Source organism: Pseudoalteromonas sp. L23, assembly GCF_021728455.1.
In the GTDB taxonomy this organism is placed as follows: Bacteria; Pseudomonadota; Gammaproteobacteria; order Enterobacterales; family Alteromonadaceae; genus Pseudoalteromonas.
In genome coordinates, this window is record NZ_JAKKCW010000003.1 from 470,007 (window position 1) to 492,222 (window position 22,216).

Below are 22,216 nucleotides of genomic sequence, written 5' to 3' on the forward strand. Positions count from 1 at the left end.
TTTGCTCTGTACTAAATACCCGTTTAGCGAATCGAATGTGGTGGGCAGTATGGATTTCTACATACTAAAAAAACAAGAGAAGTTTGTTGCAATTCCTGCAGACGAACAAAACTGTAAAGATTATTTAGATGACGGCTATTTTTATGTTGATAAAGTAGCTGCCTGTAACGAGAAATCGGCGATTAAACGCGTGCAAGATAAGCATAGTCGTGTTTTCAAGTTACCTGCTAAATTCTTTTTACTGGCATTACCTATAATCATTTTTGCTTGGTGGCAGTTGACTCACTAAGCTGTTAAAGCGTCAATATTCACAAGACGAATATTGCTCGACGATGCTATATTAGCGTTTCTATAGGAAAAGGAACGCTAAATGAAGGTTTTACACACGTCTGACTGGCACTTAGGGCAATCGTTTTACGAGCATGATCGCAGTGAAGAGCATCAGCTGTTTTTAGACTGGCTATGCGATGCGCTGGTTGAACAGCAAATTGATGTACTGTTGATCAGCGGTGATATTTTTCATACCGCAACACCGCCCGCGAGTGCTGAAAAGCAACTGTATACCTTTATCCAAAAAGCATCTCAACTGTGTCCTCAGCTGCACATTATTCTGATTGCAGGCAACCACGATTCCGCTAATCGCATTGAAACCGCAAAACCACTCTTAACCTTATTCAACACCCATGTTATTGGACGCTTTAACAAGCAAGCGCCTGAACAAGTTGTTATCGATTTACCCATCGCCGCGCAGCATATGCATGTTGTGGCAATGCCATTTTTGCGCAGTGCTGATTTACCAAAACCGCTAGATGACGAGTTTGACTATCAAACCGGGGTACAATTAGCTTATCAGCATGCGCTAAGCACGATAGAAGAAGTGAAAGGTCCTATTGTGCTAATGGGGCATCTGCACGCCAAGGGTGGAACGATTTCTGAAGATTCTGAGCGTAACCTCAACATTGGCGGCTTTGATGCGGTGTCTGCCGGCGTGTTTGGCGAGCAGTTTGACTATGTTGCGCTAGGCCATTTACATAAAGCGCAAACCGTCGCTAAGCAAAGTGCTATCAGATACTGCGGCACACCTTTGCCAATGTCATTTTCCGAACGCAATTATAAGCATCAAGTATTGCTCGCTGAATTTAATGAGCAAGGTCTGGTCGATGTAAACCCCCTTTACGTTCCCCGTTTTAAAGATGTGTTATATATCCCTGAAGATGGTGCAAAGCGCTTGGCTGAATTATGCGAAGCTATCGCGGCGCAGGATTTTAGCAAGTTCGATAGCGCTCCCTATGTTCGCTTAAAATTATCTGCAGCTGAAACCAATAGCCGCTTTCGGGCCGAGATTGATGAAGCGCTAAAAGGAAAGGATATTAAGTTCTGTGGTATTGAGCGGGTGTCTAAAGGCGCAGCTGCCAGTGAGTGGTTGTTTGAAGATTTGGGCAAAGTTGAATCGTTATCACCCAATACCTTGTTGGATATTGCCTATCGCGAAATTGAACCTGAGCAGGAAAAAGCACCCGCGACATTACATGAAAAATTAGCAGAAGTGATCGCGAGCATGGAGGAGTAGTGCAATGAAACTTGAAAAAATATTAATCACCAACCTTGCCTCTATAGAAAGTGCTGAAGTCGACTTTACTGCGGCACCACTCAAAGACACCGGTCTTTATGCCATTACCGGTGATACAGGGGCGGGAAAAAGCACTTTACTGGATGCGGTTTGCCTTGCATTTTATGGCAAAACCGCACGGTTAAAATCGGACGACAAAGAGAAAGTTGCCTTTAATGGCGATAACATTAAGTTAAACGACCCGCGAAACCTATTGCGTCGGGGCTGTGTTGCGGCATCTGCTAGCGTGGTTTTTATTGCTCAAGATAGCAAACGTTATCAAGCTAGTTGGTCGGTAGAGCGCGCTAGAAAAAGCCCTAAAGGTAATTTAAAAACTGCCACTATTGAGTTGTTTAGCCTACCAGATATGACCCTAGTCTGTGAGAAGAAAAAAGAAACAGAACAAAAAATCGAACAGCTAGTCGGGCTTAACTTTGAACAGTTTACTCGAGCTGTGTTGCTTGCTCAGCATGAATTCTCCGCGTTTTTGAAGGCAGGGGGAGATGAACGGGCTCAGTTACTAGAATGTCTTACGGGTACCGAAAAGTTCAGCAATATCGGTAAAGCGGTTTTTGAAGCGCACAAGCAAAAGAAAACTGAGCTGCAATCTCAGCAAGATAGGCTAGGTCAAATTGTGCTCTTGTCACCAGAGCAGCATGCCGAACTTGAAGCACAGAAGTTGGGATTGCTTGATACAAGAAATCGACAACAAGAAACAAGTACAAAGCTGCAAGCTCAGCTGCAATGGCTCGCGGATGTCGAGCTAAGAAAGCAAAAAATAGCTGAGGTGGAACACTCGCTACAAACGCTTGAGCAGCAAATAGAAGAGGGAAAGCCACAGCAGGAATATGCGCAGCAAGTCTTAAAAGCCAATGAGATGCGTGATAACCGTGAGCAGCATGAGCTGGCGGATAAACGCGTTGCGCAGCTATCTCAAGAGCGGCTAGCACTGCAGCAACAAGATTTTGCATCCGCCATTACAACGCTCAAAGCAAAACAGCAGCAACTGGAACAGCAGCTTATTACGCAGCAAGCCAATTTTGTAAAGTTAGAACCAAGCTTTAACAGCATTCGTATATTGGATGAAAAGCTGAGCCTACATAAAGCGCAAGAACTAGAAACTAAGCCCTATCTAGATAAACACGCCAATCTTATTGCGCAACATGAGGCTGCAATGCAGAAGTATCAAGTGCAACAAGGCGAAATCGATACTGAATTACAGCAGTTAGAGCATGAGCAAGCGAATTTGCACTCAGTTAGCAATATTGCCGGGCAATGGAACGTGGTTCAACCTCAATTCGATGATCTGCAAAAGTACCAACAACAACGTAATGATTATGAAGTCCAGTTGCAAAAATTACCGAACGAACAGCAAGCGCTAGGTACACAATTGAGCAAACATGAGGCTGAGGTACAGCACCTACAAAAGGTTTACGACACCGAAGCCAGCGCGCTCTCCGCATTAAAAGAAGCACTCGCACCTTTGACTCAACAAGACCTAAATCTGGCATTGCAGAATTGGTCTCTATGCGTGCAGGCTTATCGTAGTATCGAAGAAGGAGATGCCTTGCTGCATCAGCTACGATCGCAACAAACTCAACATCATATTGGCTTGGAAAGGCTTGAGATACTGATCCGAGATACCAAGCAGCAAGATGAGTTGTCTAAGCAGCGCCTAGCCCTAACTCGTGATAACTTGGAGCAAGTGCAGTTACGCGCAAGTGAGCGGATCAGCGATTTACGCGCTCAATTGCGAGCAGGGCAAGAATGCATGGTATGTGGCTCAAAAGAACATCCTTATGGTGTAGAGCACATCGATGCCCATTGGGAGCAGTTACTATCGGATTTTCGGTCTCAGTATCAAGCTGCTGAGCAAGCTCGTGAGCAAGTGTTGCAGCGTTATAATCAACAAGTCGGTGAAAAAGAGCGTGAAAATGCGCTATGGCAGTCAGTCACTCAGGAAATTGCTCACTGCACTAAGCAAATAAATGAGAATCGCGCTCGACTAGATGCGTTGAGTGATGAGTATAAAGTTGGCAGCGCTGAGCAAGCTGAATTGCAACTCGTGAGTATTCAGTCACGGCTAAATGAACTATCCAAGTTACGCAATAATATCGACCGCCAGTGGCAATTGGTTCAGCAGGCACAACAACACCTCGAGCAGGCTAAACATAAAGGGCAGGCACTTCAGCAGCAGCACCATGATTTAGGTAATCATATTGCCTTTTTGCGAACCGAATATGATCAGCTATCACAAACAGTGGCTGCCTTACGCAATCGGCTTGAAGCGTTAATTTCCGATAAGTCGTGGTGGCAAGACTTTGATTCATCTCCTCAAGCTGCCATTAGGCAACTTAAAACGGGGGTGCAAACTTGGTTAAAAACCACCAAGCGCACCGATGCGTTAACGGCGGAAAAAGTTCAGCTTGAGCATCAATTACATCTTGTCAGTCAACAAAAACAAGATGAAGCGCAGCGACTTGAAGAATTAGAACATACGCTTTTACAACATCAGCAGAATATTGAACGCCTCAATCGCGAACGTGCTGAATACTTACCACAGCAGCACACCAGATTGGATGATTGGATTGCAGAGCTTAAGCTGCAAGAACAGCAAAGCCGAGAGCAGATCACACAAACCCAGCTAGCGCTGAGCCAAACCGAAGCACAGCGTGAAAAGACCCAACACAGTCTGACGCAACTAGAAAAGCAAATTGCCGAGCAAACATCCCGGTTGCAGCAGCTTGATGCGCGTTTTGAACAATGGTTGCTCGACCAGCAAGGGCAGCTAGACAAAGTAAAAGTATTAGCGTTACTTGAGGTTTCTTTGGATGAAGCTCGAGCGAATTTAGAAAAGTGTGCGCAAGTTCAACAAGCCTTTCAAAACACTAAGCTGCAGCTTAGTCATCAGCGTGAAGAACTCAGCCAACTTGAAAGTAAGTACCCTGATGGGGTTGATAGTGAACAAGTTAAGCAAAGTCATGCCGAGACGACGCAAGCACTTGAACAAACTCAAAATCAGTTACTACAAGTGCAAAGTGCATTAGAGGTTGATGCTCAGAATAAACAACAATTCTCTTTGCAAGCGGCAAATCTCGCTCAGTTGCAACAAGACTACGAGCAGTGGCATTTGCTAGATAAGTTATTAGGCGACGCAACAGGCAAAAAGTTGCGTAATTGGGCGCAAACGCAAACGCTAAAAATCTTATTGCAGTATGCTAACCAGCAATTGCATACGCTTTCTAGACGTTATCTGCTTACCAACATTGAGCAATCTTTAGAAATTGCGGTCATAGATAAAGATATGGCTGACGAGCAACGTAGCGTCAACACCTTATCTGGAGGAGAGTCCTTCTTGGTATCTTTATCTTTAGCACTTGGACTTGCTGCACTTTCATCAAATAAAGTGCAAATACATTCATTATTCATTGATGAAGGGTTTGGTACGTTAGACCCCGAGACGCTAGGTGTCGCAATTGATGCACTAGACGCGTTGCAATCACAAGGCCGCAAGGTTGGAGTGATCTCGCATGTTGCTCAGATGAGCGAGCGGATCGCCACCCGTATCCATGTGAATAAACAGCCGGGAGGCTACTCATCTTTAAATTTAGTACCACAAACATAAGGAAATTTGGATGCCGACTTTTACGGGCGAAGAAGCCCAAAACTACGACTCTAGGATCACAAAACTGGTGCCAGGTTATGCGTTAATTCACCAACTTACCGGGGCGCAACTTTTAGCACTTTACCCAGATAGCGCAACCATTTTGGTTGTGGGTGCAGGGACAGGCAAAGAAATTGTAGAGCTTGCTCAGCTAAACCCGAGTTGGCGGTTTATAGCGCAAGATGTATCTGCTGATATGTTGGCAATTGCAGATCAGCATTTTACTAAGTTGGGCCTACAGGAGCGTGTGCAGATCCATCATGGCGCGATTTCACCACAGGCCTACCAAGCGGATGCAGTACTGTGCTTGCTGGTGATGCACTTTGTAAAAGATAACGGCGATAAAGCAAGCTTGTTTAAACAAATGAGTGAGCAGCTAAAGTCGAATGGGCGTCTTTTTATTGCCGACTTAGAAAAACCTGCGACAAGCTTTGAACGTGAAGCGCAATTAATTGTTTGCAAACAACTTGGGCTGACTGATGTTGGCGAGCAGCGTATGAGGGTGAATTTAGAACATGAGTTTTACCCCGTGGATAAAATGCGCCTTGCAGAGTTGCTAGACACCGCAGGTTTTGGCATTGCCAAACCTTTCTTTAAAGCCCTTGGCTTTGTGGGCTTTGTGGTAGATAAGCAGTAGTTTTTATCTAAATAACCTGAGCTTCGGATAAATAAGCCAGACCATATTCGGGTTTGGCTTTCCATTCTTACTCTTTCAAAGTAGCTTACATTAAGTTAGTAAAATAGTGATCTATACCAAGCCAATTGCTGCTCTGCCACTGGCGTCACCGCGCTTTATCTAAACCTCAGGTCATTTACTTCTAAAAAGTTAGTAAAACTCTGATCTCAATGACCATGATGCGGAAGGGAGATCAGTATTTTACTTAGTAAAAGTTTGATCTATGCACGAATTGGCATGCTGTTTAGTTGCCGCCTAATATCTAACTTTGTCTTATTATATCCACTAACTTATTGATTTTTATATTACTAAGTTGGCGGTAATCCAAAAATGGCGAAATGATAAGGCGCAAGTTATAGTCAACGGCGAACTCATCATCTAGCCAAATTAGATTGTTAGTAAAAATCTGATCTCTAAGCAATGATTTCGCGTAGGTGCGTCCTGCAATTATATGCCAATCGTATGTTTTTGCTGAAAAATCAGGCGTTGAGAAGAGCAGGGCTTCTTGACTTGAAGCTTGAAGTAACGCGCTATCTCGATATGACTGCCAAGTTGAATAGTTAGTAATATCGTGATCTGGCAGCTTTGCAGCAAATAAAAACTTGGCAAAAACATTGAAGATTTTCCTCCAACCATTGCCGCAATGCGCATTAATATGTTCGATCTCCCTATTGGCTAACGCACTGACTTGCATCAAATTATTATAAGGTTCTATGCGTGGCGGATGTTCAATATAAAACGCAACCTTACCCGTTGCTACACCCAAACCATGAGTTAGTATTTTTTTGCTCTGTGCTGTATTCATCATACTTTGCTGCGATCTATTCATTTACACGTAAGTTTAAAATAAATAAAGTGAAATTGGCATGGTAAGGGTTTGAATTAAATTTTGCTTTTACTAGGGCCTGTTGGCCTTTGCTGTTTGATTTTTGTTTCCCTGAGTGGGTTTTGGTCGCGGCGCTCGACTTGCCGCCTAGTAATCTAAGCAAAAGTTGAGCAACAATGAACAAAGCGCACTCAGGGGAACCCAAAGGGCAGCGCCTGATTGGCATTTCTAATGCGTTATCGCCTGACTCACATAGAATAACTATGCTACACAGGCTCTTCCTTGTATAAATGGCAATCAAACTGCTGCAAAAACAAACTTGAAAGATCAACAGGCCCTAGGTAAAAAATCGAACCTATCGTTAATCTTAGTGCTTGGTTACTACGTATGACATCAAGATGGAATATGGAGAACTTATATGAAAGTACGACAGTTATTTTTCACAGCGATTTTAGTGCTTGCAGTTTCAGCATGCACAGGGCTGCCTGAGGGCATCAAACCAGTTAAAGACTTTAATGTTGAGCGATATACAGGCACTTGGTATGAAATCGCGCGATTAGACCATTCATTTGAAAGAGGAATGCAGAACGTCACGGCAACTTATAGCCAAAATCCCGACGGTTCAATTAAAGTCGTAAATAAGGGATATGTAACAGAGGAAGGAGAGTGGAAAGAAGCGGTTGGCAAAGCTAAGTTTGTTGCAAATGATGAAATAGCGCATCTGAAAGTGTCATTTTTTGGTCCGTTTTATGGCAGTTATGTGGTATTCGAGTTAGATGAAGACTACCAGTATGCATTTGTTACCAGCTACAATCGTGATTACCTTTGGTTGCTTTCTAGAGCACTTAAAGTGTCGGATACCGTAATGAACAAGTTTAAAACCATGTCAGAACAATATGGTTTTAACACCAATGAACTTATCTATATGAGACACGAAACCGTTCGAAAAGAATAGTGTAAACCCCCTTTACACTAAAGTTCCTTTTATGGGTATTTTAACTTGCTAACAGAAGGGAGGCTGTATGTGAGTTGAGTATAAGTGTCTTATTCCTGTAGGAAATGGTTAATAAATCATTCAGTCAACTGTAACAGGAACACTTCACACTGTTGCACGCTTTACAAAAAATAATACTTAGGAACTGGAGTAACTCATGAAGCGTGTAGCATATTCTCTTATTGCAGCAGCAGTTGCAATGGCACTTACAGCCTGTGATGGTGACGATGGAGCACAAGGTCCTGCGGGTCCTCAAGGTGAGCAGGGCACTGCTGGCCAAGACGGTGCAAACGGCACTAATGGATCGAATGGTACTAATGGCTCAAACGGCACAAATGGACAAAATGGTACTGACGGACAGGATGGTCAAAATGGACAAGACGGCCAAAATGGTCGTGATGGTAGTTACAGCGTACCAGGCCTTGTTCGCATCGCAACCGTCCCAGCTGGTGCTGAAGTAACTGGTCTATTTCTTTCTGAAGGGGGGGACTTGTTCTTCAACGTTCAGCACCCAAATGACACCAACACAGCTACTGATAAGTTCAATAGCAAGCCATTCAATACAGGTACTGTCGGTGTACTAACCGGTGTGAACTTTAATAATCTACCTGCAAATATCCCAAGCGCGCCAGTTCCAGCTTCGACCATGGAACAACAAACCGTGATTTCTGCAATTGGTCAATATCAAATTCTAGGCCAAACAGGTGACACATTCGCAAACCTTGGCACTAAAGGGTTAGCGGGTGGTTTGGGTGTACATTACAGCATCTCAACTGGTGAAGAAATCATTAAAAATGATAACCCTGATTTCAATGGTTATATTCCAGTCGATGCAAACACAGGTTATCTATTCACAAACTGGGAAGCGTACCCAGGTGGTGTCAGTCGTTTGAAAATGAGTAAAGCGACAACGGGTAAATGGTCAATCGAAGAAGCCATGATGGTAGACTTCGACGGTGTTAAAGGCACAGCAGCCAACTGCTTTGGTTCAGTATCACCTTGGGGCACACCGCTGACTTCGGAAGAATGGATTGTCTGGTCTGAAGTTGATTCAACACAAGATCCACAGTGGAATAATCCTGCTGAAACAGGCAATGACACAATGGAAGCGTTAATGGCACCTGATTTCCCTAACCCTTATCGCTACGGTTACATTGCGGAAATCAAAAATCCTACAACCGAAACGCCTGATGTTGTAAAACACTTCACAATCGGTCGTTATGAGCATGAAAACTCAGTTGTAATGCCTGACCGTCGTACTGTTTATTCATCACAAGATGATACCGGTGGCGTACTATTTAAATTTGTTGCAGATCAACCAGAAGACTTAAGTGCAGGTACCCTATACGCAGCAAAGCTAACTCAAGATGCGGGCCTTACCGATCCGGCTGTAACTGGCTTTGACATTAGCTGGGTTGAGCTGGGTAGCGGCAGTAATGCACAGATTGAAACTTGGGTGGCTGAGTACGACGGCATCAATGAGACTGACTATGTTGAAGGTCAAACAAGCTATTTGTCTGTTGCTGATGTAAAAGCGTGGGCGGAAGGCGCTGCTACTTATCCAACAGTTGCAAACGGTGGCGGTAAAGTAACGGCAGGTAAAGCGATGGACAACCGCGCTATCTTCCTAGAGTCTCGTCAGGCTGCACGCCAAAAAGGCGCTACGGCTGAATGGCGTAAACTTGAAGGCTTAAGCATCAACCATAACCGCGTACTTGAGGCGGTAACTGGTCAAGATGTTGTTGCCGGTGAGGTGGTAGATAAAGCCTATATGTATATCGGTATCTCTGATATCGACAACACCATGATTGATGGCGAAGGTGACATGCAGCTTTCTGCGCGTGTTAAAGATTGTGGCGGTGTATACCGTGCACATATCGATAACAACTATAACCTAACTCGTATTGAGCCGGTTGTTATGGGTGCAACTTACCGCTCGTCACTAACTGGCGCTGAGCGTTGTGATGTCAATCAGCTTTCGCAGCCTGATAACGTAATCGTTATGGAAGATGGTCGCATCATTATTGGTGAAGATGGCTTCCAAGAAAACAACACGCTTTGGCTTTATGACCCTAAAGCAAAATAATTAAACAAGTAGCAGTGCACTGAATGGTGCGCTGCTTTTTTTTAGCAAAATTTTGGAGTCATAAAAATGAAATACGTTAGCCTAACTCTAGTGGCATTGACGAGCGTAGCCTTGTTTGGTTGTAATGATGAACAGACTCAAGGGCTAACCAATACCGCACTTATGTCGGCGCAAATTACAGCACCTTATAAACAGGGTGATGATATTCCTGCGGCCGCATTTATGCAGCACAATGAAGTCTATAACCCTGAATCAGTGATCCCACCTCAGTGTTACACCAAAACGGATGGCGTGAATAACCCTTGCTATGCCTGCCATCAATCATATGATGAAAAAAACCGACCAAACATGATGCGTGATGCCAATTTACAAGGCGCCTATGAGTTTTCCGATCTTGGATTTAAAAACCACTGGAAAAATTTGTTTAAAGATCGTTCTGAGCTTATCAAAGGTATCTCAGATCAAGATATTACTAACTGGGTCAACCAAGATAATTACACCCCTTTTATCGAAAAACTAAAAAATAACCCTGACTGGAAAGGTGAGATCACTCCACTTAACAACTTGGCATATCCAGAAAAAGCGTTCGATGAGCTTGGTATAGCAAAGGACGGCAGTGGCTGGGTGGCATTCAATTATAAACCTTTTCCTAGTACTTTTTGGCCAACCAACGGCTCGACGGGGGATGTCATGATCCGCCTTGCTGACGCCTTCAGAGAAAAAGGCGAAACGTATAATCAGGACGTTTACCTTGCCAACTTAAGCCTAGTTGAAATGGCTGTAAAGGGACTTGACGAAATATCAACGCCAGTGATTTCTGAATCGCGAGTTGGCGTAGATTTAAATGGTGATGGCAAACTCACGAAGATCACTAGCATGCTGCGCAGTGAACGTTACCTTGGTGATGCCAATACTATCGAGCTTGCTCATCAGTTATACCCACAAGACACCGAGTTTTTACATACCGTTCGGTATATTGGGGTGGATGATAATGGCCAAGTATTTAATGCGCCAAGAATGAAAGAAGTGCGCTACATGAAGAAGCACAACTTTAAATCCAAGCAGTCACTCGGTGCTGCTTACTACAGAGAAGCGAAAGAAAAGTCATTCGAAAATTACCCACAAACGCTTTATTTGGGCGACCAAGGGATCAATAACAACTTTGGTTGGACGATTAACGGTTATATAGAGGATAAAAATGGCGCACTTCGTCCGCAACATGAGCAAGAGCTTGCATTTTGTAATGGCTGTCACAAAACCATTGGCTCAACCTATGACCAAACCTTCTCGTTTGCGCGTAAAGTTGAAGGCAAACTGGGTTGGGGTTATATCAATTTAAAAGAGATGCAAGACGTACCTAACAAAGGCGAAGAGCAGGGCGAATTCTTGACCTATATGATGCGTGTTGGCGGCGGTGATGAGTTTAGGCAAAACCAAGAGATGCTAATGCGCTGGTTTAACGAAGATGGCACGGTAAACAGCAAAAAAGTGCAGTCTGCGAAGAACCTTTATGAATTGATCACACCATCAAAACCACGTGCGCTGGCGCTGAATAAAGCCTACTTAACCATTGTCAAAGAGCAAAGCTACCTGTTCGGTCGTGACGCCACCATAGTAAAAGCGCGTAATGTGCTTGAACAAGTCGATAATTCTCAACAGCCTCTAGAGCCAGAGCACCGATATGTGTGGGATATGCAGCTGGATTGGAATAAAGCCGAGTAAATCGTGTTCAGGGTAGGGGCGCTTCCTACCCTGAGTTGATAAAGGCTCAAAGATAAAGGGACTGGCACTGATAAACTGCCATCATCCTAAGAGGTAGTTTCAAATTGAAATTGCACGCTAATCTTCTTATCACATAGACCTTGAAGGTAAGATAAAGCTTAAGCTCGGATCAGAGCAGAATTACTCTTCTCACTTTCTGGATCAGAATTTAACCAACCAACAGATTTCATTTGGCGCTTAAATCAGAATTTTACTAAGTTAGTCCGAGAACAAGACTACCAGATCATGTTTTTACCAACTGATTAAGCTAATTGAGCTCATTAGATCATGATTTTACTAACCTAACTTAGTTTGAGTTAGTAAATTTGCGGTGTATAGCGTCATTATTGCTGATATTTTATGCTAAATGATGTGGTTTCAAAGAGTTAACAAAGGAATGTTAGTAAAATTGTGATCTAAAAAAGGCGCCATTAGTGGCGCCTTAGTTAAAATATGATCCAATACAGCGTACTGAGCAGCATAGTGATAATGACTAGGTAAAATAGTGATCTGAAGTAACTAGGTTTGGTCGCAAAGATAGCGATAAGTAGTAATACTGCTAAGGTCATATAACCAATAAACTCTAAGCTACCGTAGGTCCCCTGAGTTTTAAGAGCAAGTGCTAAGCTGCCGCCGAGGCAGAGCCAGCCGGCAATGGTTAATTGACTTGTTACGTTACCTTTAGGACGTGTACCAAATACTTCTTTATAGTGATTGGGCTTTGCTACTGCAAAACCCATAAATGCTAGCAGGCAAAGTAAAAACGTTAGCCATTCCATTAGGCATTTACCTCGCGTTTTGCTTGGCGACGCGGGGTCGCTGGTGCTGCTTTGGTACTGCCGAGCTTTTTGGCTTGAACCAAGAAACCGAATGCGATACCAAGAGCCATCACATCAAAACCAAATAATACCCACTGACCATTAATGAAATAGCTCACGAGGCTGCCATCAGTCGTTAGCATGTTTACGACAGGCAGTAAGCCCCATATGATTGCATTTACTTTCGCAGATAGCATCCACGCGAGCCTATCCGACTTAAATAGAGCGGCCAGAGTGAATATTCCCCACGTAACAAAGAACGCCAGAACTTCTTTGTCTGCACGTCCAGTTAATTCTATTGGAAGCAAACGGTTTGCATAAAAGAACATCGCTGTTGCGACTGGCAGCCCCATGATGGTGCCTAAATTGAGCGACTCCACAAGCCTAAGGCCTACGCCCGGCTTGTCATCACCCTTGAGCTTTTGGCGTAGTCTTTTTGCCCACATAACAGCACCCGTTGCAATCATGGCACAACCTGCTAATCCGGCAACAAAGTATAGCCAACGTAACAGTGGCTCCGCTAAACGCCCGGTGTGCAGTGCTATCATTCCGCCGTAGAGATTTTCAGCGCCAGACAGCGTCACATTGTGTGTTTTTAACAACTCACCAGATGCCGCGCTATACATCCAACTGGGTGGATCATCCTGCACTGCGCGTTGAGCATTGGCATAAAGCTTAATCGTTGCACTTGCATCCCCTGGCGATGAGATCACAATGCGGCGAAGCGGTGCATCACCAGAGTTAGTAAAATAATGATCTAACGCTGTATTTAATGCGAGCCCCTTCAGTGGTTGTCCCGCCTCTTGGGTAGGGGCCAGAAATGGATAGCGTTCGGCTCTAAGCGTTTTTGTATCTTCAAAGCGCTGTTCGGCGGGCTGTGGCAGTAACATAAAAATGAGCGTCACTAGGCCGGTGTAAGTGATCATAATATGAAACGGTAATGCCACCACGGAAGAAACATTATGAGCGTCAAGCCAACTTCTTAGCCCTTTCCCATTTCTAAATTGGAATAGGTCTTTGAAAATGCGTTTATGGATCACCACGCCAGAAATAAGCGCAATCAACATAAACAGAGTTGCAAAACAGACTATCCAACGCGCGGTGATCGCGTTCATGTAATGCAAGTCAAAATGCAGACGGTAAAAAAAGTTACCGCCTCTAGTCTCCCTAAACTCAGGAAGTGCCTCCAGCGTTACTGGGTCAAGATACTCAGAGTGACGTTTTCCGCGCCTTTCTCCTTCGGCTGGCTTTTCGGAGTACATTAATAGCAGGCTTGGGCGACGCTCCGTCGGCATTTCAATACGCCAAGACTCGGCGTTTGGCGCTATATCTTGAAATCGTTCGATACTCTTTTTGACCGTTTCATTTTGTTGGGCACTATCATAATGAGGTAAATGGTGCGTTGCAGGTTGCGCCCACAGACTGATCTCATGTCTGAAAAAACTCGCAGTACCAGCAAAAAAGATTAAAAACAGCAACCAACAAACGAGTAAACCAACCCAAGTGTGTAGCCAAGTCATACTGCGGAAAAATGACTCTCTCACAGGGAGCCTCCAAAATGCGTCAAAGTACCGTAAAGAATACAAAGTAGTCCGATCATGCCAAGAAATACCTTTTTAAAAGAGCGGCATCCAAACACCCAAATAAAGACAATGGCGTAAAAGACGATGCCAGTTGTTAATGCATATAACAGCGCATCTAGGCGCGGAGTAGGTAAAGTTAAAGCCAATAAAGATGAAGCTAAAACAGTCACGTAATAGCCGCCGAAAATAGCGATGAAAAAGCGTGCAAGCACTTCAGCTCTGTACAAAATAGCCTTATTATTTGTGTTATCCCGACTAGGCATAGCACCCCTGTAAAAGACAGCAAACGTAATAGAATATTATCCAATAATTTGCATCTAAATGATAGTGATTCGCACTTGTTTTAAGTTGAGTGGAGTCGTTTTAACGACTAAGCACTTTAAGTTTTGTTGGTTAAATGGGGTTTTGAATATGGCTATGCCATAATGACCCTTGGTGTCATTGGGTAAAATAAGTAAGGAAAGATGGATATTTTTGAACGTGTTAGGCAGTGCAAGCTTTGTGATAAAGCGCTTCCCATGGGGGCAAAACCTATCATCCAAGGCAGTTATAAGGCCAAAGTCTTAATTATAGGCCAAGCGCCGGGTTTAAAAGCGCATCAAACCTGCCAGCCGTTTAATGACCCAAGTGGAGATAGATTGCGAGACTGGCTGGGTGTAAGTCGAATACAGTTTTATAACCCTGAACTCTTTGCCATTATGCCAATGGCATTTTGTTACCCTGGTAAAGGGAAATCTGGAGATTTACCACCACCTAAAATCTGCGCGCCCACGTGGCATTCTCAGGTGCTAGCTACACTCAGCCACGTATCGCTGACACTACTTATTGGGCAATATGCGCAAAAATGCTACTTAACGCAATATTCATCAGTAACTGAGATGGTAAAAAATGCTGACTTTTCCAGTCAAAGTCATTTGCCATTACCTCATCCCAGCCCTCGTAATCAGATCTGGTTAAAAAAGCACGACTGGTTTGAAAAAGACAGTGTACCGCAGTTAAAGACAAGAGTTTCAGCTGCGCTATCATCTTGATAATGCGTTAATTAAATTTTCACTTAATGCTTTAGGGTTAGGTTTAAAATCAAAGGCAATCTGATAGGTTTAAAACTAAGGAATAAAGGTCATATCAGCTAATATTTATCACCATTTAGTTGCGTAATTACGAGTATTACCTCATACTCCAGCCTGTTTACATAACAAACACTTTTTAACATTTTCAAAGGACTTGATAATGATATACAAAACTACCGGTTGGGCTGCTGTACTCCTTTCTCTCGTCGCATTTTATCCAAGTATGCAACCTGGTGCGTTTTCCGTTATAGGCTTCTACTTATGCCTGTTCTCCCTCATTATCGCAGCATTTGCGAGCCATATGGATAAACCGATTTATTTTCGCAGCGTGATCACACTGTCTCTTGTTAATATCTTATTAGTGAATGATGGTACTCGTGCAAGCCTTTGGTTTGGCCAAAGCGACTGGGTTTATATCGGCTCTATGTACGGTATCTTTTTAGTCGTGGTGAGCATTTGTGGCTTTTTAGTGAGTCGAGACTTATTGATATCAACCTTAGAAGGTAAGGTTGAGTAAAAAATAAGTGCACAAGCAAAGCCCGTGCACAAGATCAGCGGTAAAATATGCTTAATTTTTTGCGAGCGACTGGGCCACCGTTGTGGTCGGGCGACCAATCAACTGGCTGAGCGCATTACTCTGGGTTGCCAAATATCCTTGTTGCGCTTGTGCCTCAGCGTCAACCAATAACGCAGCAAACGCCGCTGGCACGCCGAGAGCAACCAAGTGGGCCAAATATTCTTCGTCAGATACAAACTTTGCTTTTACTTCAACTTGAGTATGCTTTGACACCGCTTGTGCCAAACCTGCAATTGTAAATGCGTTATCGCCAGCCAGCTCATAGACTGAATTGTCGTGGCCAGCGCTACTTAATATGGTGGCAGCAGCCAATGCGTAGTCTGCACGAGCAGCGCTGTTGATCTGAGCTTGCGGCGCGATTGAGGTAATCGCATGATTTGCTGTAAATACAGGTACTAAATCAGTGTAGTTCTCGTTATACCATCCATTTCTCAGCATGCTATAAGCCACGCCGCTTGCTCTCAAATACGCCTCTGTTTCTTTGTGCTCTTTAGCCAGCTCTAGTGGTGAATTGTCCACATTCAAAATGCTGGTATAGGCAATTAAGCGCACTTGGTTTTTCACTGCGGCGTCAATAACTGCTTTGTGTTGAGCTGTTCGGCTTCCGATCTGATTGCCTGAGATCAGTAGCAGTTTTTCAACACCTGTAAGTGCTGCGTCAAGTGTGTGCGGTTTGTCGTAATCAGCTTGCCTTACGGTGACCCCTAAATTGGTGAGTGCCTTTCCTTTATCGAGATCTCTAACTAGAGCCACAATGTGTTTGGCTGGTATCTTCTGTGCCAAAAACTCGATAACTAATTGACCTAATTTGCCTGTTGCGCCTGTGATTGCGATCATGATGTATACCTCTTTTTAAAACGAGAATGTATTGGATGTGGCTATTATGCGTGGTAATTTTTGTTATCATAAGTGGGTTAATTCGATATGGTGAGTTCTGAAATTGAGTACAATAGACTTAAATGCACTAAAACTCTTAGCAATATTTGCAACGGTTGTGGATGCGGGAAGCTTTGCTCAAGCTGCGCGAAAGCTCGCGACTAGCCGTTCTAGAGTGAGTGAACAAGTGTCCCAGTTAGAGACCATGCTGGGTGTTCGACTACTGCAGCGTAGCACGAGGCAACTCACGCTAACGCGAGAGGGGCGTGACATTTTGGCTCAAGCGCATTCATTGCACGCTATTTTGGATGATGTTGAGGTATTGCTCGATAACAAAGAGCCTCATGGTATGGTCTCAATAACCATGACACACGACACCGCACATAAGTTTCTGTTACCAAAACTTTCTGAGCTCACGGCGCGATATCCGAAGATCCAATTAAATATCATCGTTGATGATGACAAGCGCGATATTATTAACGACCAAATAGATCTCGCCATCAGGGTTGGCTTTCCTAAAGACAGCGCACTGATTGCAAGGCAATTACATCAAGAATGTTTTAAGCTCTATGCAAGTCCTAAACTGATAGCATTGCATGGGTTACCAAGCAAAGACACACAGCTAAACCAGCTACCTTGGTTACTGTTAGAGCAGGCTAAATCAACGGGGATGACGCAGTTTTATCGCAGTGGTGAAGCCGTAAACTTTACACCAACTCAAGTGCATTGGTGCAATTCCCCTATGCTGTTACAACAAATGACAGTGGCAGGATTAGGAGTTGCGCAGTTATTGCCTTCTACTGTGAAGCAAGAAGTTGAGCGCGGGGAGTTACAAATGATCTGTCCAGAGCTAAGTAGCGAGCAACTGGTGTTTTCTCTCGTTTATCCATCACGTAAACAAATTCCGCCTAGAACACGGGCGGTGATTGACTACCTATTGGAAGCGAATCTGTTTGGATAGCTTTAATTCTTTTCAATAGAATGATGTATGATATTTTTACTAATTTAATTGTTTTAAAGCGAACATATACTTTCTTCCAACGGCTCATCACCGAGAGCCAATCCAATACCGTCTATATTTATCGAGGAAAGTATCATGAACCTAATTAACCTGAGCTTCGGATAATTTATGCCTTTCTAGCAGCCAGTTTTTGTGCTAACTGTGTTGAATTCACTTCCAATAGCCAGCTATTGGTGCGTAAATTCGCCTAGTTATCCCCAAAGCTCTCTGGCTAGATAAGGAAATAATTTAATTTGAGTTTAAAAATAGCCAGTTAGAACATCCCTTATCCAAACCTCAGGCTAATTAACATCATTAAACCGAACAGTACAATGGCATCAGTATTATCTTTATTTGGCCGAGTAGGGCTATCAGCCATTTTTATACTGGCTGTGATTAATAAAATCCAATACTTCGAAGGTGATGCTGCATACATGGCTTCAAGCGGATTACCAAGCGAGCTGCTGCCATTGGTTATAGCCTTTGAATTGATAGGAGGGCTTTTCATTCTTGCGGGGGCATTTACTCAGCTGACAGCAATTGCATTTGCAGGGTTTAGTATTGTTAGTGCGTTGCTGTTTCACTTTGATCTGGCCGACCAAATACAATTCTTAATGTTTTTTAAAAATATTGCAGTGGCTGGTGGCTTTCTCGCACTCGCCGCGTCAGGTGCTGGTAAATTCAGCATTGATAGTAAGCTAGTAGAGAGTAAGTAATTACGAAATAAAAGCGCACAAGGTTGGGACCGTGCGCTTTTGGTTGTCCTGTTAAGCCTGCTTAAATTTAATTTGCGCGACAAAGAATAATGCAAGCGTTTGTGTAATTAGGACGGCCACATGGAGATAAACTGGAAAACCCAAGGTGGCATCAATGGTCGAAAGCGCCAATTGGGAAATATGGAAAGTTGGCAACAGCCAAGCAAACCATTGCATCGTTTCAGGGAATAACATGATAGGCAGCCACAGGCCAGAAAGCAACGAGAGTGGTAGGTAAATTAAGTTAACCACCGCAGGTGCCGCTTTTGCTGACACTGACAGCCCAACTAACAGCCCTAACATACACAAAGGCAAGGTGCCGAGTAGGGTAATGGCGATCACGAGTAACCATTGAGCTAAACTTAAAGACACGCCAGAAAATAATGCCAGCAAGCTCATTAGGCAGGCTACGAGCAATGAAAAAGCCGTCGCACTCACACATTTTGCGAGCAGATACTGATAGGGAGAAACGGGAGAGAGCTGCTTGAGTATCAGCCAACCATTTTGCTTTTCAAGGGCGACGTTAACGCCAAAGGAAAATAGCGCAGGTCCTATCATGCCAAATATCAGATAATTGATATACATATAGTTATGGGAGTCATGATGACTGAACACCACGCCGAAGAAAAGATAAAATAAGCAAGGAAATAGTGTGGCTGGGATCACAAAACCCTTACTTCTAAATGTGCTCAAAAGTTCAGTTTTGCTTTCAAGTATAAAGGATGCTGTGTTTATCATGGTTAAGCGCTCCTAGCATTCATTAGGGATAAATAAGCTTCTTCGAGGCTCATTGGGGCTACATACAAATTGCGGATAGAAAATTTTTCTAATACCTGCTGCACAATATGGTTTGGCTCATCCGTCAATATAGTGAACTGATCGCCTTTAACATGCAGATCTATCATAGGAAATGCGTTAACCAGTGCAGCAGCAGGCAGGTCGCTGGTGAACTTGATTTGTGAGCGACGATAGGTGTTGGCAAGCTCAGGTATGTCGTTAAGCTTGGTACATTTTCCTTCTTTTAACACTAATAATTCATCCGCTAATGCTTCTGCCTCGTGAAGATAGTGTGTGGTAAGAAGTACCGTTTTATTTTGCTGTTTTAATGTGCGTATGGCCTGCCACAGTTGCTGTCTTGACTCTACATCCATACCAACACTAGGTTCATCCAAAAAAACAATGTCGGGATTGCCTGCTAGTGCAATTGCCATAAACAGTCGTTGCTTTTGACCTCCAGATAACGTATCGAAAGTTTGTTCTAAAAATGGTGCTAATTGGCAGAGTGAAATTAACCGCTCCAATGGAATTGGGGTTTGATGGTAACTTGCAAATAACGCCAGAAACTCCCTCACCTTGGTTTGCAGAGGTAGCCCGCCTAACTGCATCATGGCACCTACGCGCTGGCGACAAAAGTCAGACTCTGGCTGATGACCAAGAACAGAGACTCGTCCTGATGTGGGTCTTAGTCTGCCAAGCATTATATTGATCAGGGTGGTTTTTCCTGCGCCATTTGGACCAAGAATGGAATAAACCTTACCCTGTTCAAGCGTAAGGTTTAGGTCTGCTAATATTGGCTTAGTATTGTTGTATGCAAAACTGATATTTGATAACTCAATGGCGTTGCTCACCGTCTTCGCTCCTACTGAACTGTACGATTTGCAGTATGCGTTGCTATAAGATGAAGCGTGAGTGAGGGTTGTCAGAAAATAAAATGACAAATGTCAGAACTTAAAAGGTAGCTCACAGGCATTGCAGCACCTGTGAGTATTTAAGCATTACAGCCCCGTCATTTTTGATAAATGCGTAGAGAGGGCAAGTTGGATCTTAGTGTCAGGGGCCTTTACAGTAAACAAAGCCTCTTCAAAATCGCCTTTTGAAAAGCTATCGTGAATGTTATTCGACAGTGCATAAGGCTCACTTGGCATGCCGGTAAATGGGAAGATCATCCGATCCATGCCGCCATCACCATCTTCGTCATGGATCACGTGGATCGCATACTGGCCTGCAGGCACGCCTTCAAAAGTGACCGTCGTGGTAGGAGTTTGTGGTGTGACAATCAGCTTGCGAAAAAAGTGAGCGTCTGGATCATTCACATTTTTATCGCTGTGGTAGTCAGCGCTATTGTCAAATAACAGTACTAGCATTTGACCATCGGTATTGGTCACATCAGTGATCTCAACCGTAAGACTCGTTGGGGGACCTGCAACCGTATTTACGCTTACCGGACTTGTTGAACTACACGCCGCAAGTAGTGCCAGCGCAAACAATAAACTTAGGGACCTCATCCTTTGCTCCTATTAAGGGTTAAATTGTAGCTCCACAAGCTTGTCAGATAATTGTGTAAATACTGTTAAAAATTGTTAGGTGAGAGCAATGTTAAAGACTGTTCTGACCAGTGTGACTACGCGTTGTAATAGATTGGAACAATCATTCGACGCAATAGAACGAAATAGCCAAATTTGACTAATTTTATTCTCGCGCAGGTTTGGTAGGCTAACTATTAAATAATTGCGCTGAACTGATTATTCCAAGTTCAGGTTAACCCGAGAGCTATTATGAACATTATCCGAACGAACAAAGCACAGGCAACACAAGATGGTGCTGGCGTAAATATTAACCGCATCGCTGGATTTGAAAACTATGGGGAGCAAACGTTGCTTGAGCTTGACCCAAGTCAAAACCTCGCTCTCCTCGCGACGGATGATGTTGGCTTTTTGATCCTTGCAGGGCAGCCGATTAATGAAAAAATAGCGCATATGGGACCATTTGTGATGAATACCCAAGAGGAGCTTCATCAAGCGGTAAGAGATTATCAACAAGGACGCTTCGGCGATATTGTATAGGGGGTTTACATGGGATTATTAATTGACGGTCAATGGCACGATAAGTGGTATGACACAAAAAGTAGCCAAGGCAAGTTTGAACGTGAGTCTGCAAAACTAAGAAATTGGGTAACAGCAGACGGCAGCGCAGGGCCAACGGGTAAAGCGGGCTTTAAAGCAGAGTCCGGACGCTACCATTTGTATGTTTCCCTTGCGTGTCCTTGGGCTCATAGAACGCTCATTTTCCGACAGCTTAAACATTTAGAGGCGCATATTGATGTATCGATTGTAGACCCTGATATGTTAGATCAAGGTTGGTGTTTTACCAGTCAGCGTCCAGAAGTCGGTGATAGCCTGTATCAGCTCAGTTTTATGCATCAGCTGTATACGAAAAAAGACCCAAATTATTCGGGTCGAGTCACGGTGCCAGTCCTTTGGGATAAACAAACGGAGCAAATCGTGAGCAACGAATCGAGTGAAATCATTCGCATGTTTAATCGTGCCTTTAACCAGATAACGGGAAACGACACTGATTATTACCCAGAGGCGCTACAGCATGAAATCGATGAAATAAACGACTTTGTTTATCACAACATCAACAATGGCGTATATAAAGCCGGATTTGCGACAACCCAAGATGCTTATCACAGTGCGGTAAGCGCGTTATTTAACGCGCTAGATAAGCTCGAAGCAAGACTCGCTGCGCAACGTTATCTTGTGAAAGGACAATTAACGGAAGCCGACTGGAGACTATTTACGACTCTCATCCGTTTCGACAGCGTGTACCATGGTCACTTCAAGTGCAACATTAAGCAAATCGAAGATTACCCCAATATTTCTGCGTATGTACGTGACTTATATCAACATCAAGGTATTGTAGATACGGTTGATTTTTACCACATTAAAAGGCACTACTACTTTAGCCATACGATGATCAATCCAACCCAAGTAGTACCAGAAGGGCCAAGCATTGATTATCACCGTTTTCATAATCGCAAAGGCATTACGTTGTAAATGACCTGACTTATTATTCTGAGTCCATGGTAAGGAACCTTTGTCTTTATGCCTATTTGGACTAGATTTAATAATGCGTTTGCTT

Annotated in this window: 20 protein-coding genes and 1 pseudogene; 13 read left to right on the forward strand and 8 right to left on the reverse strand. The window is 43.7% G+C overall.

Going from position 1 to position 22,216, the window contains the following annotated elements:
- The first annotated feature begins 49 nt into the window (after positions 1-49).
- The 4 genes from L3V43_RS08585 (at position 50) to L3V43_RS08600 (ending at position 5,910) form a co-directional block, all read left to right on the forward strand.
- Entirely contained in the window at positions 50-289 is a 240-nt protein-coding gene (locus tag L3V43_RS08585; protein ID WP_010376069.1) for a hypothetical protein, read from the forward strand.
- 81 nt (positions 290-370) lie between these two features.
- Complete coding sequence (gene sbcD / locus L3V43_RS08590) at positions 371-1,570, forward strand: exonuclease subunit SbcD (RefSeq protein ID WP_010605594.1); 1,200 nt, start codon at positions 371-373, stop codon at positions 1,568-1,570.
- Positions 1,571-1,574: 4 nt separating this feature from the next.
- On the forward strand, positions 1,575-5,234 hold the full coding sequence (locus L3V43_RS08595) for an SbcC/MukB-like Walker B domain-containing protein (protein WP_237116218.1): 3,660 nt from the start codon (positions 1,575-1,577) through the stop codon (positions 5,232-5,234).
- 10 nt (positions 5,235-5,244) lie between these two features.
- Positions 5,245-5,910 (forward strand): class I SAM-dependent methyltransferase, encoded by a 666-nt coding sequence (locus L3V43_RS08600; protein ID WP_237116217.1) that lies wholly within the window; start codon positions 5,245-5,247, stop codon positions 5,908-5,910.
- A gap of 301 nt (positions 5,911-6,211) precedes the next feature.
- On the opposite strand, the gene L3V43_RS08605 is transcribed toward L3V43_RS08600, so the two are convergent.
- A complete protein-coding gene (locus L3V43_RS08605; RefSeq protein ID WP_010605597.1) occupies positions 6,212-6,754 on the reverse strand; it encodes a hypothetical protein in 543 nt (180 codons plus the stop codon).
- 439 nt (positions 6,755-7,193) lie between these two features.
- On the opposite strand from L3V43_RS08605, the gene L3V43_RS08610 reads away from it, so the two are divergent.
- The 3 genes from L3V43_RS08610 to L3V43_RS08620 all read left to right on the forward strand — a co-directional run bounded on the left by L3V43_RS08610 (position 7,194) and on the right by L3V43_RS08620 (position 11,577).
- Entirely contained in the window at positions 7,194-7,730 is a 537-nt protein-coding gene (locus L3V43_RS08610; RefSeq protein ID WP_237116216.1) for a lipocalin family protein, read from the forward strand.
- 196 nt (positions 7,731-7,926) lie between these two features.
- A complete protein-coding gene (locus L3V43_RS08615; RefSeq protein WP_010376054.1) occupies positions 7,927-9,855 on the forward strand; it encodes an alkaline phosphatase PhoX in 1,929 nt (642 codons plus the stop codon).
- 66 nt (positions 9,856-9,921) lie between these two features.
- Positions 9,922-11,577 (forward strand): hypothetical protein, encoded by a 1,656-nt coding sequence (locus tag L3V43_RS08620; RefSeq protein ID WP_237116215.1) that lies wholly within the window; start codon positions 9,922-9,924, stop codon positions 11,575-11,577.
- A gap of 485 nt (positions 11,578-12,062) precedes the next feature.
- Here the strand turns inward: L3V43_RS08620 and L3V43_RS08625 are convergent, their stop codons facing one another.
- From L3V43_RS08625 to L3V43_RS08635, 3 genes are read right to left on the reverse strand one after another with little or no spacing between them, the layout of a single operon-like run.
- Positions 12,063-12,395 (reverse strand): DUF3325 domain-containing protein, encoded by a 333-nt coding sequence (locus tag L3V43_RS08625; protein WP_010605600.1) that lies wholly within the window; start codon positions 12,393-12,395, stop codon positions 12,063-12,065.
- The gene (locus L3V43_RS08630; RefSeq protein WP_237116214.1) at positions 12,395-13,978 is read right to left on the reverse strand and encodes a PepSY-associated TM helix domain-containing protein; all 1,584 of its coding nucleotides are present in this window, start codon (positions 13,976-13,978) and stop codon (positions 12,395-12,397) included. Before L3V43_RS08630 ends, L3V43_RS08625 begins: the two co-directional genes overlap by 1 nt.
- Positions 13,975-14,280 (reverse strand): hypothetical protein, encoded by a 306-nt coding sequence (locus tag L3V43_RS08635; protein ID WP_010605602.1) that lies wholly within the window; start codon positions 14,278-14,280, stop codon positions 13,975-13,977. The genes L3V43_RS08630 and L3V43_RS08635 overlap by 4 nt, the downstream gene beginning before the upstream one ends.
- A 201-nt stretch (positions 14,281-14,481) precedes the next feature.
- Here L3V43_RS08635 and L3V43_RS08640 point away from each other — a divergent pair, with 201 nt between their 5' ends.
- Positions 14,482-15,048 (forward strand): uracil-DNA glycosylase family protein, encoded by a 567-nt coding sequence (locus L3V43_RS08640; protein ID WP_010605603.1) that lies wholly within the window; start codon positions 14,482-14,484, stop codon positions 15,046-15,048.
- A gap of 199 nt (positions 15,049-15,247) precedes the next feature.
- Positions 15,248-15,604, forward strand: a complete 357-nt coding sequence (locus L3V43_RS08645) for a hypothetical protein (RefSeq protein WP_010605604.1) — start codon at positions 15,248-15,250, stop codon at positions 15,602-15,604.
- A gap of 51 nt (positions 15,605-15,655) precedes the next feature.
- On the opposite strand, the gene L3V43_RS08650 is transcribed toward L3V43_RS08645, so the two are convergent.
- Positions 15,656-16,501, reverse strand: coding sequence for an SDR family oxidoreductase (locus L3V43_RS08650; RefSeq protein WP_237116213.1), 846 nt, complete (start codon positions 16,499-16,501; stop codon positions 15,656-15,658).
- Between the two features lie 103 nt (positions 16,502-16,604).
- Between L3V43_RS08650 and L3V43_RS08655 the strand changes: the two genes are divergently transcribed.
- A complete protein-coding gene (locus L3V43_RS08655) occupies positions 16,605-17,501 on the forward strand; it encodes a LysR family transcriptional regulator (RefSeq protein WP_237116212.1) in 897 nt (298 codons plus the stop codon).
- Between the two features lie 371 nt (positions 17,502-17,872).
- On the forward strand, positions 17,873-18,256 hold the full coding sequence (locus tag L3V43_RS08660; protein ID WP_237116211.1) for a DoxX family protein: 384 nt from the start codon (positions 17,873-17,875) through the stop codon (positions 18,254-18,256).
- 51 nt (positions 18,257-18,307) lie between these two features.
- Here L3V43_RS08660 and L3V43_RS08665 read toward each other — a convergent pair whose 3' ends face one another.
- From L3V43_RS08665 to L3V43_RS08675, 3 genes are all read right to left on the reverse strand, one after another.
- The gene (locus L3V43_RS08665; RefSeq protein WP_237116210.1) at positions 18,308-19,033 is read right to left on the reverse strand and encodes an ABC transporter permease; all 726 of its coding nucleotides are present in this window, start codon (positions 19,031-19,033) and stop codon (positions 18,308-18,310) included.
- Between the two features lie 2 nt (positions 19,034-19,035).
- The gene (locus L3V43_RS08670; RefSeq protein WP_237116209.1) at positions 19,036-19,923 is read right to left on the reverse strand and encodes an ABC transporter ATP-binding protein; all 888 of its coding nucleotides are present in this window, start codon (positions 19,921-19,923) and stop codon (positions 19,036-19,038) included.
- A 147-nt stretch (positions 19,924-20,070) separates the two neighbouring features.
- A complete protein-coding gene (locus L3V43_RS08675; RefSeq protein WP_237116208.1) occupies positions 20,071-20,580 on the reverse strand; it encodes a DUF2141 domain-containing protein in 510 nt (169 codons plus the stop codon).
- Between the two features lie 348 nt (positions 20,581-20,928).
- Here L3V43_RS08675 and L3V43_RS08680 point away from each other — a divergent pair.
- Positions 20,929-21,138, forward strand: a pseudogene (locus L3V43_RS08680) (pirin-like C-terminal cupin domain-containing protein); the annotation flags it as partial.
- A 9-nt stretch (positions 21,139-21,147) separates the two neighbouring features.
- Positions 21,148-22,131 (forward strand): glutathione S-transferase family protein, encoded by a 984-nt coding sequence (locus L3V43_RS08685; protein WP_237116206.1) that lies wholly within the window; start codon positions 21,148-21,150, stop codon positions 22,129-22,131.
- Positions 22,132-22,216 lie beyond the last annotated feature (85 nt).

Excerpts from the sequence above, each read along its gene's own strand:
- L3V43_RS08585 (WP_010376069.1), top strand. The coding sequence starts at position 50 with ATGGATTTCTACATACTAAAAAAACAAGAGAAGTTTGTTGCAATTCCT.
- sbcD (WP_010605594.1), top strand. The coding sequence starts at position 371 with ATGAAGGTTTTACACACGTCTGACTGGCACTTAGGGCAATCGTTTTAC.
- L3V43_RS08595 (WP_237116218.1), top strand. The coding sequence starts at position 1,575 with ATGAAACTTGAAAAAATATTAATCACCAACCTTGCCTCTATAGAAAGT.
- L3V43_RS08600 (WP_237116217.1), top strand. The coding sequence starts at position 5,245 with ATGCCGACTTTTACGGGCGAAGAAGCCCAAAACTACGACTCTAGGATC.
- L3V43_RS08605 (WP_010605597.1), bottom strand. The coding sequence starts at position 6,754 with ATGAATACAGCACAGAGCAAAAAAATACTAACTCATGGTTTGGGTGTA.
- L3V43_RS08610 (WP_237116216.1), top strand. The coding sequence starts at position 7,194 with ATGAAAGTACGACAGTTATTTTTCACAGCGATTTTAGTGCTTGCAGTT.
- L3V43_RS08615 (WP_010376054.1), top strand. The coding sequence starts at position 7,927 with ATGAAGCGTGTAGCATATTCTCTTATTGCAGCAGCAGTTGCAATGGCA.
- L3V43_RS08620 (WP_237116215.1), top strand. The coding sequence starts at position 9,922 with ATGAAATACGTTAGCCTAACTCTAGTGGCATTGACGAGCGTAGCCTTG.
- L3V43_RS08625 (WP_010605600.1), bottom strand. The coding sequence starts at position 12,395 with ATGGAATGGCTAACGTTTTTACTTTGCCTGCTAGCATTTATGGGTTTT.
- L3V43_RS08635 (WP_010605602.1), bottom strand. The coding sequence starts at position 14,280 with ATGCCTAGTCGGGATAACACAAATAATAAGGCTATTTTGTACAGAGCT.
- L3V43_RS08640 (WP_010605603.1), top strand. The coding sequence starts at position 14,482 with ATGGATATTTTTGAACGTGTTAGGCAGTGCAAGCTTTGTGATAAAGCG.
- L3V43_RS08645 (WP_010605604.1), top strand. The coding sequence starts at position 15,248 with ATGATATACAAAACTACCGGTTGGGCTGCTGTACTCCTTTCTCTCGTC.
- L3V43_RS08650 (WP_237116213.1), bottom strand. The coding sequence starts at position 16,501 with ATGATCGCAATCACAGGCGCAACAGGCAAATTAGGTCAATTAGTTATC.
- L3V43_RS08660 (WP_237116211.1), top strand. The coding sequence starts at position 17,873 with ATGGCATCAGTATTATCTTTATTTGGCCGAGTAGGGCTATCAGCCATT.
- L3V43_RS08665 (WP_237116210.1), bottom strand. The coding sequence starts at position 19,033 with ATGATAAACACAGCATCCTTTATACTTGAAAGCAAAACTGAACTTTTG.
- L3V43_RS08675 (WP_237116208.1), bottom strand. The coding sequence starts at position 20,580 with ATGAGGTCCCTAAGTTTATTGTTTGCGCTGGCACTACTTGCGGCGTGT.
- L3V43_RS08685 (WP_237116206.1), top strand. The coding sequence starts at position 21,148 with ATGGGATTATTAATTGACGGTCAATGGCACGATAAGTGGTATGACACA.